This window comes from Rudaea sp. 3F27F6 (assembly GCF_005503555.1).
Taxonomy (GTDB): Bacteria; Pseudomonadota; Gammaproteobacteria; order Xanthomonadales; family Rhodanobacteraceae; genus Rudaea.
This window is the reverse complement of the sequence record NZ_SCNG01000001.1, coordinates 936,737-950,669: the sequence shown is the minus strand read 5'-3', so window position 1 is coordinate 950,669 and position 13,933 is coordinate 936,737. Positions and strand designations below refer to the sequence as shown.

The window sequence follows — 13,933 nt, the reverse complement described above, 5'->3', positions numbered from 1 at the left end:
AACGATGTCACAATGACTCGCACGCTAGCGCATTGCTTCTTTAGCCTCGGCTAAAAGTATTCGCTGACCTTCATGCCGCACCCTGTGCGGCATGAACCCGACGCCTCTCTCCTCGATTCGTACTCGCCTCGCCGCCATTGCCGCGGCGCTGGCGCCCGCCGTCCGTGTCGTGCGCGACAAGCTGCGCGGCCTGACGCTTCTCCTGGTTGGCATCGCCACACTGTGGCTGATCGCTGTACCCAACCCCCTCGTCGAAAACACCAACACGATCAAGGTCGGCTTGATCGCCTGGCTCGTCTGCAAAGAATCGGTGCTCGCTTATCTGGGGTATTGGATCGACCGGCTGCTGCATCCGCGATCCCGGCCCGGACAGTTCGGCGATGCCGCCACCAGCGAGCTGACGACCGTCGAGAACACGCCGCCCGAGAGCGAAGCGGCCATCCTCGTCCGCCTGCGGTTCGAGGCATTCAACGTGGCCCGCATGGCGGCCGAGAAGCGTCGAGCCTTCATCATCTGCGCGGCGATGCTCGCGGGCGGCTTGTTCCAGTGAAGCGCTGGCTCGCACAGATCGCCATCGGCATTGTGCTCGGCATCGCCTTGGTGCTCCTGATGCTGCTCATTAGCGCGGCGACTTCGCCGTCCGCGTTTGGTGCGTCAAATGCGCCCCCAGGGGCGCATTTGACGATACAGGTGCCGAGCGCGTCCTATCTGTACCGATTCAAGCTGGAGCGCGAGGTGGCCTCGCGCTTCGGCACGACCGACGCCGTCGCCCGCATCGCAGGCCAGGGCCATGCGGAGAGCGCCTGGCGCTCGAATGCGCGCAGCGCGTATGCGCAGGGCCTGTATCAGTTCACGCCCGCGACCGCGCAATGGATCGTTTCCGTCTGCCCGGAGATCGGCGCTGCCGATCCGTGGGACCCGAATTGGAGCGTTCGCGCGGCCGTGTGCTACGACCACTGGCTGTTCGCCCGCATCGACGCGGCAACCGCCTGCGACCGCTGGGCGTTCGTGTTTAGTGCCTACAACGGCGGCCTCGTCTGGGTGCAGCGCGACCGCACACTCGCCGCGCAGCGCGGCTTCGATCCGCAGCGCTGGTGGAACAACGTCGAGCGCGCGAGTGCGCGTGTCGATTGGGCCTTCGACGAAAACCGAGGCTACGTCGAGCGCATCCTGCGTCAATTCGAGCCGGTGTATCTCGCGGCCGGCTGGCCGGGGCAGCAGGCATGCCCGTGATGATCAGCCCGGCATCGGTCTTCGTGTCGCTCGCGGTATTCGCCGCGGGCCTTGGGCTCGGCGGTTGGGCGCTGCATTCAGCCGGCTATCAGGCCGGCGTGGCCGACAGCAACCTCGCGCTCACCGAAGCGAAGAACGCGAACGACGCATCGCAGCTCGCGATTGCTGGGCTGCGCTTGAGCGTGACGACGTGCGAGCGCAACCGCATCGTCGATCAGGCCGCCCAGGACCGCGCACTCGCGGATCGCAAGGCGCAGCTGGAGCGCGCGGAGAAGGTGTACGACACGGCGCGAGAGCAGCTCAGCCGGCTAATGAGCGGCCAGTGCAAAGAGTGGGCAAAGCAGGCCGCCTGCGGGAGCGTGCCCTGATGCGTGTCGCTCGGACATTCGTCGCTGCACTTGCCGCGCTCAGCGCGGCTTCTGTTTCCGGCTGCACCTGGTTCACGCCGCGCACAGTCGTGAAGCCGGAAACCGTGGAAGTCACGAAGTATCAGCGCGAACCGCTGCCTCCGGCACTGCTGCAGGCGTACATCTACGTCGAGCCCGATCCGGCGTGCTGGCGTGACGGCCACCGCGAGTTCTGCAACGAGCAGCTGCTGCAGATGCGCCTGGGCTATCGGCAAGCATTGTCGAGCTGCAACGACGACAAGGCGGCGCTGCGCGCCGCAGGGCCGGCCGCGGGTGAGCAATGAGCGTCGCATGCCGCTGCAGGAACTGGCCGACAAGTGGGTGCGCGAGGCGTACGCGCTGGAGCGCCAGGCCGAAGCGAAGCATGCGGACTGGACTGTGATCGAGCGGCGGCTGATGGACATGCGCGCGCGGACGATACGCGTCTGCGCGCAGGAGCTCAGAGACGAAGCGGGAAAGGTGCGGCGTGGATGACGTAGAGCGTGGGCAGGAATTGGATCAGGCGAATTGCGCGGCGGCGTTGCGGGCACAGCTCGCGCGCGTCGCCGCAGAGGCCGCAGAGGAACGGCGCGGCACACCGGGGCTTTGTGTCGTCTGCGACGAACCGATTCCCACTGCACGCTTGCAGGCTCAACCGAACGCCGTGCGGTGCATCGAATGCCAGGAGCGCAAGGAAAAGTATGGGGACTAGCTTCGATTGGGATGCCGTATCGATCGCCGCGATCGTCGCCGCGGTGTGCTGCGTCGTCTGCGCCGTAATTTGCATCGGCATCTGGCGCAAGTTCGGCGCAACGAATTTCGACAAGCAGATTACCGCGGGCGACAGCAGCGTGCGCGCCTATGCAGAGGAAGAGCTGGCCGACATCCGCGATTCGATCGCGCGCATCGAACAGCGGCAGGAAACCGAGGCGGAGCATGTGCTTCGCCCGCGCGACCTGGGGCGCGTGCACGACAAGATCAACGCGGTCGCGCTCGATGTCGCCGGCATGCGCTCGGACTACCGGGGCATCACTGAGCAGCTCAAGTTGCTCCAGCGCCTCTTCGAGAACCGTGTTCTGCACATCAACCACAAAGAGTGATCTGACATGAACTTCAACGAGCAAACGATGCCGTACCGTCGTGGCCGCATCCTCGCGTTGCTCAAAGTGAGCAACGAGAACGGCATGTCCGGGCCGCTGCTTCGCACGACGCTGCAAGGCTTCGGCTACAAGTGCGACGCGGATACGTTCGCGATCGACATTGACTGGCTCTCGCGTCACGGCCTGCTGCGCTCACGCGACGTCGGCGGCATCGAGATGACGACGCTCACACAGCGCGGGCGCGACGTCGTCACCGGCAACCTCGAAATCCCCGGCGTGAAGCTGATCGAGGATTGATCGATGACGGCGCGTTGCGAACACTGCAAGTTCTGGACGAGCACGAAGCTCAAGGGCAAGTCGCGAACCGGCTATCCCTGCCACGCCGGTAACTGCTCGAATCCGTTCCGGCTCGTGTCGTCTGAAAACCAGCGGCATAGCCTTATGCCCGCGTGCACGCACTTCAGCGGTCGCGGGCTGACGCGGCCGGCGCCGCCGACATTGAGGCTGCGCTGATGGCCGCACGCTCATCCGTTGCGCGTCTGCCGCAGGAGCTCGTGGATCTCTGCAATCGCCTCATGCGCGAGGGCAAGACGATCTACGAGATTACCGACAAGCTCAACGAGCTCGATGCTGATGTGTCGAAGTCGGCGGTCGGCCGCTACGTGAAGAGCGCGCGCGAGCAAATGCAGCGCTACCGAGACGCTCAGCAGGTCGCGAGCCAGTGGGTCGAGCAGCTCGGCGAGAACGGACGCGGCGACGTCGCCACGCTCTGCCAACAGATGCTGACCGGCATCGCGTTCCAGACGCTCGACCAGGTTGCCACCGCGCAGCTGCAGGAGGCCGGCGACGATAGCACGCCTGCGAAGCCGCTCAAGGCGATGGATCTGATGTTGCTCGCCAAGGCACTCGAATCGATCGAGGCCAGCAGCAAGCGCAGCATGGAGCGGCGCGAGAAGATCGAGCGTCTGGCGTTGGAGCGGCAAGCAAAGGCCGCCGAGAAGACCGCGCGCGCAAACGGTCTCTCGGACGATCAGTGGGAAGCGATCCGCAAGAAGTTCCTCGGCATTCGCGACGACGACGAAGGCGTCGCTGCATGACCCCCGAAGAAAAGCAGGAAGCTCTGGAGCTGGTCGACGATCTGCAACGGCCGCGCTCGGGCCGCCGCATTGAGCAGGCCGGATTGCAGAAGGAAATCCCGTACATCCTGCTGCCGTACCAGGTTCGCTGGCACAAGGACACTTCGATTGTGCGGGCTTGCGACAAGGGGCGCCGCGTCGGTTTCACGTGGGGAGCGTGGGCCGCGGAAGCCTCGTTGGAAGCGGCCCGCGCGAATGGCGGGATGGATCAGTTTTACATGGGCTACAACCAGAGCATGGCCGCCGAGTTCATCGGTGACTGTGCCACGTTCGCGAGCTTCTACAACCTCATCTGCAGCAAGATCGACGTCGCGTTGGAGCCGGTGGTCATTGCGAACGAAAAACGCGACATCGTTCGGTACAAGATTCAGTTCGCCAGCGGCAACAAGATCGAGGCACTCTCCGCGATGCCGCACAACTGGCGCGGGCGGCAAGGGCACGCACGTATCGACGAGACCGGCCATCAGCCCCACCTCAATGAAGTGTTGGACGGTGCGCTCGCGTTCCGAATCTGGGGCGGCCGGATCTCGATGGGTGGCACTCACAACGGTGAGGACTCGCCCTGGAACGAACTACTGAAGCAGATCCGCGCGGGCCGGCTCAAGTACTCACTGCACCAGGTCAAATTCAGCGACGCGATCCACGAAGGGCTCTACAAGCGCATTTGTCTCGTCACGCGGAAGGAATGGTCGAAGGACGGCGAACGCGACTTCGTTGCCGCCACGCGTGGCGACTATCGCAGCGCGGACGTTGCTGACGAAGAGCTGGAGTGCATTCCGCGCCGCGGTACTGGTGTCTATTTCTCGCGCCTGCTACTTGAGAAGTGCGCCGTGCCCGATGTGATCGTGGTGACGCTCACGAAGAAGGCCGAATTCGTCACCGATCAGTTCCGCCTTGCGGAGACGCAGCGCTGGATCGACGAGACGCTCGCGCCGATCGTGCGCGCGTTGCCCGGCCGCCGCACCGTATTTGGTCAGGACTTCGGCCGCACCGGCGATTTGTCCGCCATCGTGGTTGGTCAGATCGAACCGGTCGGAAGTAAGTGGCGAACGCCAGTGCGCATCGAACTGCGCAATATCCCGTTCGATTGCCAGACGCTGATCGTCATCTGGCTCGAACAGAACTTGCCTCTCTTGCATCACGAGAAGTTCGACGCGCGCGGTAACGGTCAGAGTCATGCCGAAGCAGCCCTGCAGCGGCGCGGCCCCGGCCGCGTTGAATGCGTGATGCTGTCGGGCAAGTGGTACGACGAATGGTTTGCGAAGTACCACCAAGCCTTCGAGGACGGCGACATCCTCACTTTCGGCGATGAGGACTGGATCGCCGACCACCGCAGTGTCGTGCTCGTTGGTGGCCTGCCGCGCATGAGTGACGCGCGCACTAAAGGCAGCGATGGCGGAGACCGCCACGGCGATACTGCCGTTGGCGGGGTGCTGATGTGGGCGGCAGCGCGAGAAGAGGTTCAACCGGCTGCTGGCGAGACCGTCGAGGCCAATCCGAACGACGCGCTACCCGAGGCGATGATCGGCCGTCGTCGCGCCGTGATGTTCGGTCGAGGCGACGACCGCCACAGCCGCGATTTGCGCCGATCGCGCCCAGGACCGCCGTAATGGCCCGCGAATTCTTTCCGTCTCATTTTGCGAAAAGTCCTACGCGGTTCCTGCCGCGTTTTGGGCATGGATTTTGGAGTGGACCCGCATGAAGCTGCTCGATCGCATTAAAAACTGGTGGAGCGGCCCGGTTGAGCCGGAGCCGGCCCAACCCGTTGCTCCGCAGTCAGACCAAGCCGCTTTCCGCGAATCGGCGGGGGTCAACATCGACGCCGACGAGGACGAATGGCGCCGCCTATCCGGCGACGGTCGCCGCGACCTCGCTCCACTGACGCAGCAGCGCATGCTGCGCCTCGCGCATTTCCTGTGGGAATCGAACCTCCTAGCTAACCGGCTCGTCGAGCTGCCGGTCGCGTATCTGCTCGCAGGCGGCGTGGCGTGGCGCGTCGATGACGAAGAGGCACAGAAGGCGCTCAATCGTCATTGGAACGATGGCATCAATGCGTACAAGATGAAACTGCCGAAACGCGTGCGCGAGCTCGGCCTATTCGGAGAGCAGTGCTACCCCGTCTTCGTCAACGAGGTGACGGGCTTTGTGCGCCTGGGCTACCTCGATCCGGTCGAGATCGCGACCGTCGTGACCGACCCCGACAATCGCGAGCAACCGATCGGCGTCGTGACGCGTAAGAACGACAAGGGCGTCGCGCGCCGCTATCGCATCATCGTCAACGTGCCTGAGAAGGCATTCGCTGAAAAGGCTCAAGCGATACGCGAAACGATGACCGACGGCGATTGCTTTTACTTCCGCGTCAATGACCTCTGCAGCACGACGCGCGGCCGTAGCGACCTGCTTGCGCAGATGGACTGGCTCGACGCATACGACCAGTTCCTTTTTGGCGAAGTGGAACGCGCGACCGGCATGCGCGCGTACATGTGGGACGTCACTTTGACAGGCTCTTCGCCAGAAGAAGTGGCGAAGCGAGCGAAGGAAATATCCGCACCGCGTGCGGGCGCCGTGCGCGTCCACAACGAAAACGAAACATGGAAGGCCGAGTCTCCCTCGCTGCAAGCGTACGATGCGGAGCGCGCCGCGCGCCTAGTGCGCAACCACATGCTCGGCGGCGCCACCGTGCCGGAGCATTGGTACGGCGGCGCGGAGACCGTCAATCGCGCGACCGGCGACAGCATGACCGAGCCGACCGAGAAGGTGCTGCTCATGCGGCGCACGATGGTCGGCTACATGTTGGAGGAAATTGGAAAGTATGCCCTGCGCGCGAAATGGCACGCGCTCGATCGCGAGCTGAGTGAAAACGAGCAGGCGATCCTCGACACACTCAAGATCGATTGGCCTGAGCTGACGGCGAAGGACACGACCAAGTATGCGGCTGCCATTCAGCAGCTGACTGCCGCTGCGGCGCAGGCCATCGCCGAAGGGCTTTTGTCTCGCGAAACGGCTTTGCGCATTCTCGCTGCAATGACGCAGCGCCTCGGCGTCGAGATCGACGTCGAGGACGAGCTGGAGAAGGCGCAGGCAGAGCTCGCTGAGCGCGGTGGCAATGACCTCGACGAGCTCGATCTGAACCCGGCGCCCGCGGCGCCGCCGATTCCGGCGCCTGACGTCGCCGCCGCGGAGTAAACCGTGGCCGTCCAGCCGCTGCCGGCGATCCGCCGTGCGCTGCTCGAAGAAATCCTGCGGCAGCTCGCCATTGCGCGAGCCGCGATCACGGTCGCGCTGCGCAATGCGACCAGCAAGGACGCGGCGCGGCGTTTGGCCGCGCAGCAGGCTGAAGTGGCGCGCGTCATGGAGATCTATCGCACGGCGGTATTGAAGGCGATGGTGACGAGTGCCGACGCCGTCTGGAAAGGCGGCATCGAGAGCGTCGGTAAGCAGAGCGGCATCGTTTTCGCCGGTCGCATCAATCCGCAGACGCTGCTCGCGACCGAGCACTTCATGACGCGCAAGATCGGCGACGTCTCGCGAGAGACCGTCAGGCGCATCAATACTGCGCTGACGCAGCACCTGCTCGGTGTGCACGATAAGAGCAGCACGATTACCGAGATCCAGCGCCTGCTCGGCGGCGTACCGCGCGGGCGCGCGATGACGATCGCCTACACCGAGATCGGCCGCGTTTACTCTGTCGCGCAGTACGAAACGATGCTGCAGCAGCTGCGCCTGGTACCAGGGCTAAAGAAGTCGTGGATACATAGCGGCAAGAAACATCCGCGGCCCGGCCATGTCCTCTGCGCTCAGCAGACTGCGAAAGAACCGATCCCCGTCGATCAGCCGTTCTCGATCGTGGATCTGCGCACCGGCGAGGTGGAGCAGCTGCGCTATCCGCGCGACCCGAATGCGAGCGCGTACAACTCGGTCAATTGCGGCTGCATGATGATCGCGGTTCCGCCGCCGCCCGACGAGCTCTTTTCGCAGCCGCTGACGCACTTGATCAAAGCCGGCACTGTCGTGCGCGGCGGCGAGATTGTCAGCGGAGGCTTCGCCGGGAAGTAGAAGATTTCTTACAGGACGGCGCAGCGAATTGCGGAAGCCGGCGATGCGTTGCTGTTGCATTCTTGCAGCGTGTCGCTCGCGAGCCAACCGAGCTTGCCGCGAGCCAGAACGCGGACTCAGCTGTGCGAGCGGCACTCGTGTTAGTCTTCAAGCAACCCCGCCGCGCGCGGGGTTTTGTTTTTAGCCTCGGCTAAAAGACCTTCGCCCGCGCGATGCGGATGATGCGCTCCGACCAATCGATATCCCGATTGAGGAGCGAACCCCGTGCCGAACGAAACCCCCGAAACCGAAACCGCCGACAAGCCGTACAAGCCGGTCGGCAAAGTCGTCGTGCTCTCCGAGCGCGAGGATGGCGACAACATCATCCAGGTTCTGCAGGACAGCAAGCGAGTCTGGAAAGACACCAAGCCGAAGAAGAAGGGCGCGTGATGAAGCGCGTCCCCGCTGCTGGCATCGTTGGCGAGGCTGCGCTGCGTGAAGCGGCGGCAACGGAATTTGGTCAGATAACCGACCTGCTCCGTGCGGCTTTGCAGCGCAACTACGGCCTAAGCGAAAACGACTGGGTGTGCGTCGAGGCGGTCTATCCCGACCGCGTCGTCGTACAGCGCAACGGACGCCTGTACCAGTTCACCTACACGATCTCCGACGACAACCAGGTGGCGCTCGGCGCTGCCGTTGAAGTCGTCGAGACGCTCGTACCTGCGGGGGCGCGGGTGGCAGAAGCGGCGGCGAGAAGTTCCGGTGTTTTCATCGAAGCTATCGCCGCCGCGGATGCTTCCGCTCCGCCTCGTTATCTCGTCCGCGTGATCCGTTCGGGCACTTCGTTGAACGGCGTGGACTACCCCGCCGCGGTACTGCGCGAAGCCGTGCCGCTGTTCAACGGCGTGCGCGTGTTCGCCAAGAACGACAACGCGCACGTGAAAGGCGATCCGAACGCGAAGGACTTCCGCAATCTCGTTGGCAAGCTCAGCGAGCCGCGCTTCGTCGAAGCGAACGGCGGCGAGATCCAGGCGGTGCTCGACGTCCTCGAATCCAGCGACGTCGCCGCCCAGCTGCGCGAGGCCGTCACTCGCGGCATGACCGATCTTTTCGGCCTGTCGATCGACGCGGCCGGCACCGAGAAGCGCCGCGGCAAGCTCCGCGAAGCCGTCGCGCTCAAGAGGGTCGATAGCGTCGACCTGATCATCGAGCCCGGCGCGGGCGGGCAAATCATCCGTTTCACCGAATCCGTCCATCAGGAGAACGACATGCTGCGTCAGCAGATGCTTGATCAGATCCGTCAGCGCGACGCCAAGCGCGCCGACTCCCTCGCCAACGCCACCGACAACGAAGTACTGACTGCCTATCGCGAAGCGGTCGGCGCCGGCACTCACACCGATACCTCGACGACGACCAGCCCGACCGGCGCGGAATCCGCCGCGCCGGTCACGGCGGCCGACGTCGAGGCGCGTATCCGCATGGTCGAGGCGCGCGCGAACGCACGTGTTTCGATCGCGGGCTCGCGCCTGCCGGTTCCGCTGCAGGAGCGTCTCACCGCGCGCTTCGCCGAAGCGGCCAGTTTCACCGACGCCGATGTGACCGCCGCCATCGAGGGCGAACGCACGTTGCTCGGGCGTTTGGTTGAAGGCGCGCAAGTGCGAGGCCTGGGCGCCGCGCGCATCGAAGCCGGCGAGGACTATGCCGACAAGGTGCAACAGCGCTTCAACGACTTCTTCGACCGCGACAAGCCGGCGACCAGCTTCCGCGAGGCATACATCGATTTCACCGGCGACCTGCGCGTCACCGGCTTGCTCGACAACTGCGATCAGCGGCGCATGCGCGAGGCCGTGGGCGAGCAGAATTTCCGCGAAGCGATCAATGCGTCCACCTTCAGCAGTGCGCTGGGCGATTCGATCACGCGTGCGATGGTGCGCGAGTACAACGGCGCCGAGGATTGGCAGGACTGGGATTGGCTCGCTGACGTCGTGCCGGTCAACGACTTTCGGCAGCAGCAGCGCGTGCGCCTCGGCGGCTACGGCAATCTGCCGGCCGTCGCTGAAAGCGGCCCGTACAACCCTCTGACTTCGCCGGGCGACGAGAAAGCGGTCTACGCCGTCACCAAGCGCGGTGGCACCGAGACGATCACGCTCGAAACGATCGCGAACGACGACGTCGGCGTCATTCGGCGCATTCCGCAGAAGCTTGGCGTCGCCGCGGCCCGCACGCTGTACGAGTTCGTCTTCGACTTCCTCGCGCAGAACGGAACGATCTACGACGGTGTCTCGCTGGTGCATGCCACGCACGGCAACCTCGGCACCGCCGCGCTCGACAACACGAGCTTCGCCGCGGCACGCCTCGCGATCAAGAAGCAGGGCGAGCTGTCGAGCAACAAGAAGCTCGGGCTGACGTTGCGTCACCTGGCTGTCCCGGCCGAGCTCGAAGAAACCGCGTTCAACATGTTCGTGCGCGGCACGAACCTGGACGAAACGTTCGTACAGAGCCGTAAGCCCAAGGTACACGTCGTCGACTACTGGACGGACACGAATGACTGGTTTGCGACGGCGGACAAGAGCGCGCTGCCGCTCTTGGAGCTCGGCTTCTACGGCGGTCGCCAAGAACCCGAGCTCTTCGTCCAGGATCTGCCGACGCAGGGCTCGCTGTTCTCGAACGATCAGATCAAGTACAAGATTCGCCACATCTACAGTGGCGCCGTGATCGACTACCGCGGCTTCTACGGCGCGAAGGTCGCTTAACGAACCTGCGCCGATGACCCTCGTCAGCATCCAAGCGTTGGTCGATGACCTGGTCCGCGACAAGGACCAGGTCATCGCTTCTCCGACGCGCGCCAATGCCATCGACGACGCCGTGCGGCGTTACTCCGTCGATGCGCCGCGGACGATCGTCGTGGACGTGCCCGGTGCGGGCACGACGCGCGTGGATCTGCCGACGACGTGGGTCGAAGGCGAGAGCGAGCTGCAGAGCATCGAGTATCCGGTCGACCAGTTCCCTCCGGCCATGCTCGACAGCGATGCCGCGCAGCTCTATCAGACGCCGAGCGGCTTGAAGCTGCAGCTCGGCTTTCAACCGACGATCGGCGAGCCCCTGCGTCTGACGCATACGGCGCCGCACATCCTCGACGACACCCAGGACACGATTCCGCCGAAGTTCCGGCGTGCGGTCGCGTGTCTCGCTGCGTCGGATCTGTGCGGTCAGCTCAGCGCGCACTACGCGACCGAGGCAGAGACGTCCATCAGCGCCGACGCCGTCGACCACATCGGCAAGACCGAACGCTTCCGCAATCGTGCCAAGGACCTGCTCGCCGAGTATGTGCGCCTCGTTGGCGTCGCGCCGTCGCCGCGCACGAAACCGGCCAGCGTCGATGCGAACCCGACGCGCACGACCGCGCTGGGCTTCCCGCGGCTGTTCCATCCTGTTCGCAATTGGCCCGCGCAATGAGCGGCGTCAACATCAATCTCGACGCGGGCGATTTCGCGCAGCTGGCCGATTTCTGGGAGCGCGCGCCGGACATCACGCGCACGCGCCTCATGCAGGCAATGACCGCCGTCGACGCGGACCAGGTCGCGCATCTGAAACAGAACCTGCCGCGCGGCGCAGCTGGTGCGGCTGGCCTTGCCGGCAGCGTGACGAGCGAAGAGCAAGCGCTCGACGACGCCGTCATCGGTATCACCTACTCGCAGGTTGACTACGCGGTTTACGTCGAGCTTGGCACCAAGCCGCATTTCGCGCCGATCCAACCGCTGATCGATTGGGTGAAGGGCAAGATGGGCTTGCTCGACGAAAGCGCGCGCAGCGTCGCCTTTGCGATCCGCGGGGCGATTGCGAAGCGTGGCACCAAAGCGCAGCCCGTCTGGCAGACGACGTTCGCGGCGCGTGCCGCCTATCGGCAGCAGGTCTTCGATGCGGCGATGGTGGCGATTGCACGCGATCTTGCCGGGGGTGCTTTGTGAGTATCCGCGAGATCCGCGAGGCCATCGTCGCGCGCATGAGCGCGATTCCCGACATTGGCGTCGTTCAGAAGTTTGAGCGCTACGCGAAAGACGAGGCGACGCTCAAGAAGTTCTACTACTCGCCTGCGCACGGCAATCTGCGGGGCTGGTACGTGCGTCGCCTTGCGACGAGCGAGAGCGGCAATCGCCAGGCCAGTTCGGTCGAGGTGTGCACGTGGCGCATTCGCGGATACATGTCGCTATCCGATGCCGCTGAAACCGAGCTCGTATTCGACGACCTGATCGAAGGGGTGCGCGATGCGTTCGTGCCCGACGAATCGCTCGGCGGTCTCGTCGACCAGTGCAGTGACCCCACAAACATCGACGGCGTCTCGGGCATCCAGCTCATTGACGCCGGCCCCGTCATGTTCGGCGGCGTGCTGTGTCATTCGGCGCGCCTTGAACTTCTCACCGTACGTTTTTTGGACCGCAGCCCATGACCTCACCCAAGATCCCTGACCGCAGCCTCGGCGGCACGTTCGTCTACGAGAAAGACGGCACTTTCGTCCGCCACGATCCGCCTACCGCACCGATCGAGCCGCCGTCGATCGCGGAAGACAGCAACGGCGCAAGCGACGAGCCGGCACCGGCGTCGTCGACCGACTCACCTGTCGACGAGCAATCCGACGACGCCAAGACCACGAAAACGCGCAAGCGTTAGGAGTAAACGACTATGACTTTGCGTACCAAGAAAATTGCTTTCTTCGCCGCGCTGGAGAGCGTCTACGGCACGGCTGTCGCCCTGGCGGCGACCGATGCAATTCGCACGAAAGGCGCCAAGCTGACGCCGTTCGAGGCTACCGAGGTTCAGCGTGATCTCGACGGCACCGGATTCGGCAATGCGGGCACGATTCACGTCGGCGAACATGTGACCGTCGAGATCGACGTTGAGATGGCAGGCTCGGGAGTCGCGGGCACGCCTCCGGCATATGGCCGGCTCTTCAAGGCGTGCGGCATGTCCGAGACGATTGTCGCCGGTACGAGCGTGACCTACGCGCCGGCAAGCGACAGCACCGACTCGCTCACCACCTACATCGAGCTCGACGGGCAGCGCCATCCGGCGCGCGGCGTGCGCGGTACGTGGTCGATCAAGGCCGACAGCCAAGGCATTCCGTACTTCAATTTCAAGTGGACGGGCTGCTGGGTCGATCCGGTGACTGCGGCCAGTCTGATTCCCGACTTCACTGGCTTCACGACGCCGCGGCCGATCGCCTACGCGTACACGCCGAAGATCAGGCTGCACGGTCTCGATTCGGTCTACAAGAGCTTCGGCTTCGACTACGGCGGCGATGTGCAGTTCTTCGACAATCCCGGCGAGCAGTCCGTCGAAATCATGGGCCGCTCCTGCAAGGGCAACGTCAGCTTGAAGGCGCCGACCCTGACGGAGAAAAACTACTTCATGGCGGCTCGGCTGGATGCCGATGACTTGATGTCGTTCGTTCACGGCAAGACCGCGGGCGGCATCATCACGCTCAACGCGCCGCACGCGCAGATCCTCAAGCCGAACTACGGCGACGACAAAGGCCGCGCCACGATCGAGTGCGGCCTGGACATCAAGTACACGTCGAAAGACGACGAGATGACGCTCGTCTTCACCTGATCCACCGCGTCAACGGCAAGTCCCGCGCCCCCGCAGGGAGAGGTTTCCCACGCTCCCAATAGAGGACTTGATCCATGTTAAAGCTCAGCAACAAGAAGACCCGTTTTTTCCCCGTCACCGTCGATTTGCAAAACGACGAAGGCCGGGTGCGCAAGTTCACTTTCAGCGCCGAGTTCAACGTCGTCTCGCAAAGCGCTGCCGAGGACCTGCTGAGGGTCGGCAGCCCCGAAGTTGTGAGGGATAGGGCAATTTGCGACGCCGTGTTCATCGGTTGGAAGGACGTCTTGGACGTCGATGGCGAAACGCTCGAAGTCAACGAAGACAATCGCCTAAAGCTGCTCGAAGAGCTCGGCGTGCAAGGCGCCATCGTCAGAGCCTGGCTGAAATCGATCGGCCTGGAAGCCTACGCAAAAAACTGATCGACGCCGCGAAATGG

The 13,933-nt window shown here is 64.1% G+C and carries 19 protein-coding genes; all 19 read left to right on the top strand.

Features of this window, described 5'->3' with window-relative positions:
* The first annotated feature begins 91 nt into the window (after positions 1–91).
* The 19 genes from FFS30_RS04035 to FFS30_RS23740 all read left to right on the top strand — a co-directional run bounded on the left by FFS30_RS04035 (position 92) and on the right by FFS30_RS23740 (position 13,916).
* Positions 92–550, top strand: coding sequence for a putative holin (locus FFS30_RS04035; RefSeq protein WP_137911808.1), 459 nt, complete (start codon positions 92–94; stop codon positions 548–550).
* Entirely contained in the window at positions 547–1,233 is a 687-nt protein-coding gene (locus tag FFS30_RS04030) for a transglycosylase SLT domain-containing protein (RefSeq protein WP_212742393.1), read from the top strand. Before FFS30_RS04035 ends, FFS30_RS04030 begins: the two co-directional genes overlap by 4 nt.
* Positions 1,224–1,601: a hypothetical protein gene (locus tag FFS30_RS04025; protein WP_137911807.1), complete on the top strand. Its 378-nt coding sequence runs from the start codon at positions 1,224–1,226 to the stop codon at positions 1,599–1,601. Before FFS30_RS04030 ends, FFS30_RS04025 begins: the two co-directional genes overlap by 10 nt.
* Positions 1,601–1,924: a hypothetical protein gene (locus tag FFS30_RS04020; protein ID WP_137911806.1), complete on the top strand. Its 324-nt coding sequence runs from the start codon at positions 1,601–1,603 to the stop codon at positions 1,922–1,924. The genes FFS30_RS04025 and FFS30_RS04020 overlap by 1 nt, the downstream gene beginning before the upstream one ends.
* Before the next feature lie 7 nt (positions 1,925–1,931).
* Entirely contained in the window at positions 1,932–2,114 is a 183-nt protein-coding gene (locus FFS30_RS04015; RefSeq protein WP_137911805.1) for a hypothetical protein, read from the top strand.
* A 206-nt stretch (positions 2,115–2,320) separates the two neighbouring features.
* Positions 2,321–2,719: a hypothetical protein gene (locus tag FFS30_RS04005; protein WP_137911804.1), complete on the top strand. Its 399-nt coding sequence runs from the start codon at positions 2,321–2,323 to the stop codon at positions 2,717–2,719.
* A gap of 27 nt (positions 2,720–2,746) precedes the next feature.
* Complete coding sequence (locus tag FFS30_RS04000) at positions 2,747–3,016, top strand: hypothetical protein (protein WP_137911803.1); 270 nt, start codon at positions 2,747–2,749, stop codon at positions 3,014–3,016.
* Positions 3,017–3,231: 215 nt separating this feature from the next.
* Positions 3,232–3,816: a phage protein Gp27 family protein gene (locus FFS30_RS03995; protein ID WP_137911802.1), complete on the top strand. Its 585-nt coding sequence runs from the start codon at positions 3,232–3,234 to the stop codon at positions 3,814–3,816.
* Complete coding sequence (locus FFS30_RS03990) at positions 3,813–5,465, top strand: hypothetical protein (RefSeq protein ID WP_212742391.1); 1,653 nt, start codon at positions 3,813–3,815, stop codon at positions 5,463–5,465. Before FFS30_RS03995 ends, FFS30_RS03990 begins: the two co-directional genes overlap by 4 nt.
* Before the next feature lie 88 nt (positions 5,466–5,553).
* Entirely contained in the window at positions 5,554–7,041 is a 1,488-nt protein-coding gene (locus FFS30_RS03985; RefSeq protein ID WP_137911801.1) for a hypothetical protein, read from the top strand.
* 3 nt (positions 7,042–7,044) lie between these two features.
* Positions 7,045–7,911, top strand: a complete 867-nt coding sequence (locus FFS30_RS03980; protein WP_137911800.1) for a hypothetical protein — start codon at positions 7,045–7,047, stop codon at positions 7,909–7,911.
* A 264-nt stretch (positions 7,912–8,175) separates the two neighbouring features.
* Positions 8,176–8,340: a hypothetical protein gene (locus FFS30_RS23745; protein WP_171014401.1), complete on the top strand. Its 165-nt coding sequence runs from the start codon at positions 8,176–8,178 to the stop codon at positions 8,338–8,340.
* Positions 8,340–10,643, top strand: a complete 2,304-nt coding sequence (locus tag FFS30_RS03975) for a hypothetical protein (RefSeq protein WP_137911799.1) — start codon at positions 8,340–8,342, stop codon at positions 10,641–10,643. The genes FFS30_RS23745 and FFS30_RS03975 overlap by 1 nt, the downstream gene beginning before the upstream one ends.
* Positions 10,644–10,656: 13 nt before the next feature.
* Positions 10,657–11,346 (top strand): hypothetical protein, encoded by a 690-nt coding sequence (locus tag FFS30_RS03970; RefSeq protein ID WP_137911798.1) that lies wholly within the window; start codon positions 10,657–10,659, stop codon positions 11,344–11,346.
* On the top strand, positions 11,343–11,858 hold the full coding sequence (locus tag FFS30_RS03965) for a hypothetical protein (protein WP_137911797.1): 516 nt from the start codon (positions 11,343–11,345) through the stop codon (positions 11,856–11,858). Before FFS30_RS03970 ends, FFS30_RS03965 begins: the two co-directional genes overlap by 4 nt.
* Entirely contained in the window at positions 11,855–12,337 is a 483-nt protein-coding gene (locus tag FFS30_RS03960) for a hypothetical protein (RefSeq protein ID WP_137911796.1), read from the top strand. Before FFS30_RS03965 ends, FFS30_RS03960 begins: the two co-directional genes overlap by 4 nt.
* Positions 12,334–12,558, top strand: coding sequence for a hypothetical protein (locus tag FFS30_RS03955; protein WP_137911795.1), 225 nt, complete (start codon positions 12,334–12,336; stop codon positions 12,556–12,558). The genes FFS30_RS03960 and FFS30_RS03955 overlap by 4 nt, the downstream gene beginning before the upstream one ends.
* 12 nt (positions 12,559–12,570) lie before the next feature.
* Positions 12,571–13,497: a phage tail tube protein gene (locus tag FFS30_RS03950; RefSeq protein ID WP_137911794.1), complete on the top strand. Its 927-nt coding sequence runs from the start codon at positions 12,571–12,573 to the stop codon at positions 13,495–13,497.
* A 74-nt stretch (positions 13,498–13,571) separates the two neighbouring features.
* Entirely contained in the window at positions 13,572–13,916 is a 345-nt protein-coding gene (locus FFS30_RS23740) for a hypothetical protein (RefSeq protein WP_171014400.1), read from the top strand.
* Positions 13,917–13,933 lie beyond the last annotated feature (17 nt).

Coding starts and splice junctions, on each gene's coding strand:
- FFS30_RS04035 (WP_137911808.1), top strand. CDS start 92: ATGAACCCGACGCCTCTCTCCTCGATTCGTACTCGCCTCGCCGCCATT.
- FFS30_RS04025 (WP_137911807.1), top strand. CDS start 1,224: ATGCCCGTGATGATCAGCCCGGCATCGGTCTTCGTGTCGCTCGCGGTA.
- FFS30_RS04020 (WP_137911806.1), top strand. CDS start 1,601: ATGCGTGTCGCTCGGACATTCGTCGCTGCACTTGCCGCGCTCAGCGCG.
- FFS30_RS04015 (WP_137911805.1), top strand. CDS start 1,932: ATGCCGCTGCAGGAACTGGCCGACAAGTGGGTGCGCGAGGCGTACGCG.
- FFS30_RS04005 (WP_137911804.1), top strand. CDS start 2,321: ATGGGGACTAGCTTCGATTGGGATGCCGTATCGATCGCCGCGATCGTC.
- FFS30_RS04000 (WP_137911803.1), top strand. CDS start 2,747: ATGCCGTACCGTCGTGGCCGCATCCTCGCGTTGCTCAAAGTGAGCAAC.
- FFS30_RS03995 (WP_137911802.1), top strand. CDS start 3,232: ATGGCCGCACGCTCATCCGTTGCGCGTCTGCCGCAGGAGCTCGTGGAT.
- FFS30_RS03990 (WP_212742391.1), top strand. CDS start 3,813: ATGACCCCCGAAGAAAAGCAGGAAGCTCTGGAGCTGGTCGACGATCTG.
- FFS30_RS03985 (WP_137911801.1), top strand. CDS start 5,554: ATGAAGCTGCTCGATCGCATTAAAAACTGGTGGAGCGGCCCGGTTGAG.
- FFS30_RS03975 (WP_137911799.1), top strand. CDS start 8,340: ATGAAGCGCGTCCCCGCTGCTGGCATCGTTGGCGAGGCTGCGCTGCGT.
- FFS30_RS03970 (WP_137911798.1), top strand. CDS start 10,657: ATGACCCTCGTCAGCATCCAAGCGTTGGTCGATGACCTGGTCCGCGAC.
- FFS30_RS03965 (WP_137911797.1), top strand. CDS start 11,343: ATGAGCGGCGTCAACATCAATCTCGACGCGGGCGATTTCGCGCAGCTG.
- FFS30_RS03955 (WP_137911795.1), top strand. CDS start 12,334: ATGACCTCACCCAAGATCCCTGACCGCAGCCTCGGCGGCACGTTCGTC.
- FFS30_RS03950 (WP_137911794.1), top strand. CDS start 12,571: ATGACTTTGCGTACCAAGAAAATTGCTTTCTTCGCCGCGCTGGAGAGC.
- FFS30_RS23740 (WP_171014400.1), top strand. CDS start 13,572: ATGTTAAAGCTCAGCAACAAGAAGACCCGTTTTTTCCCCGTCACCGTC.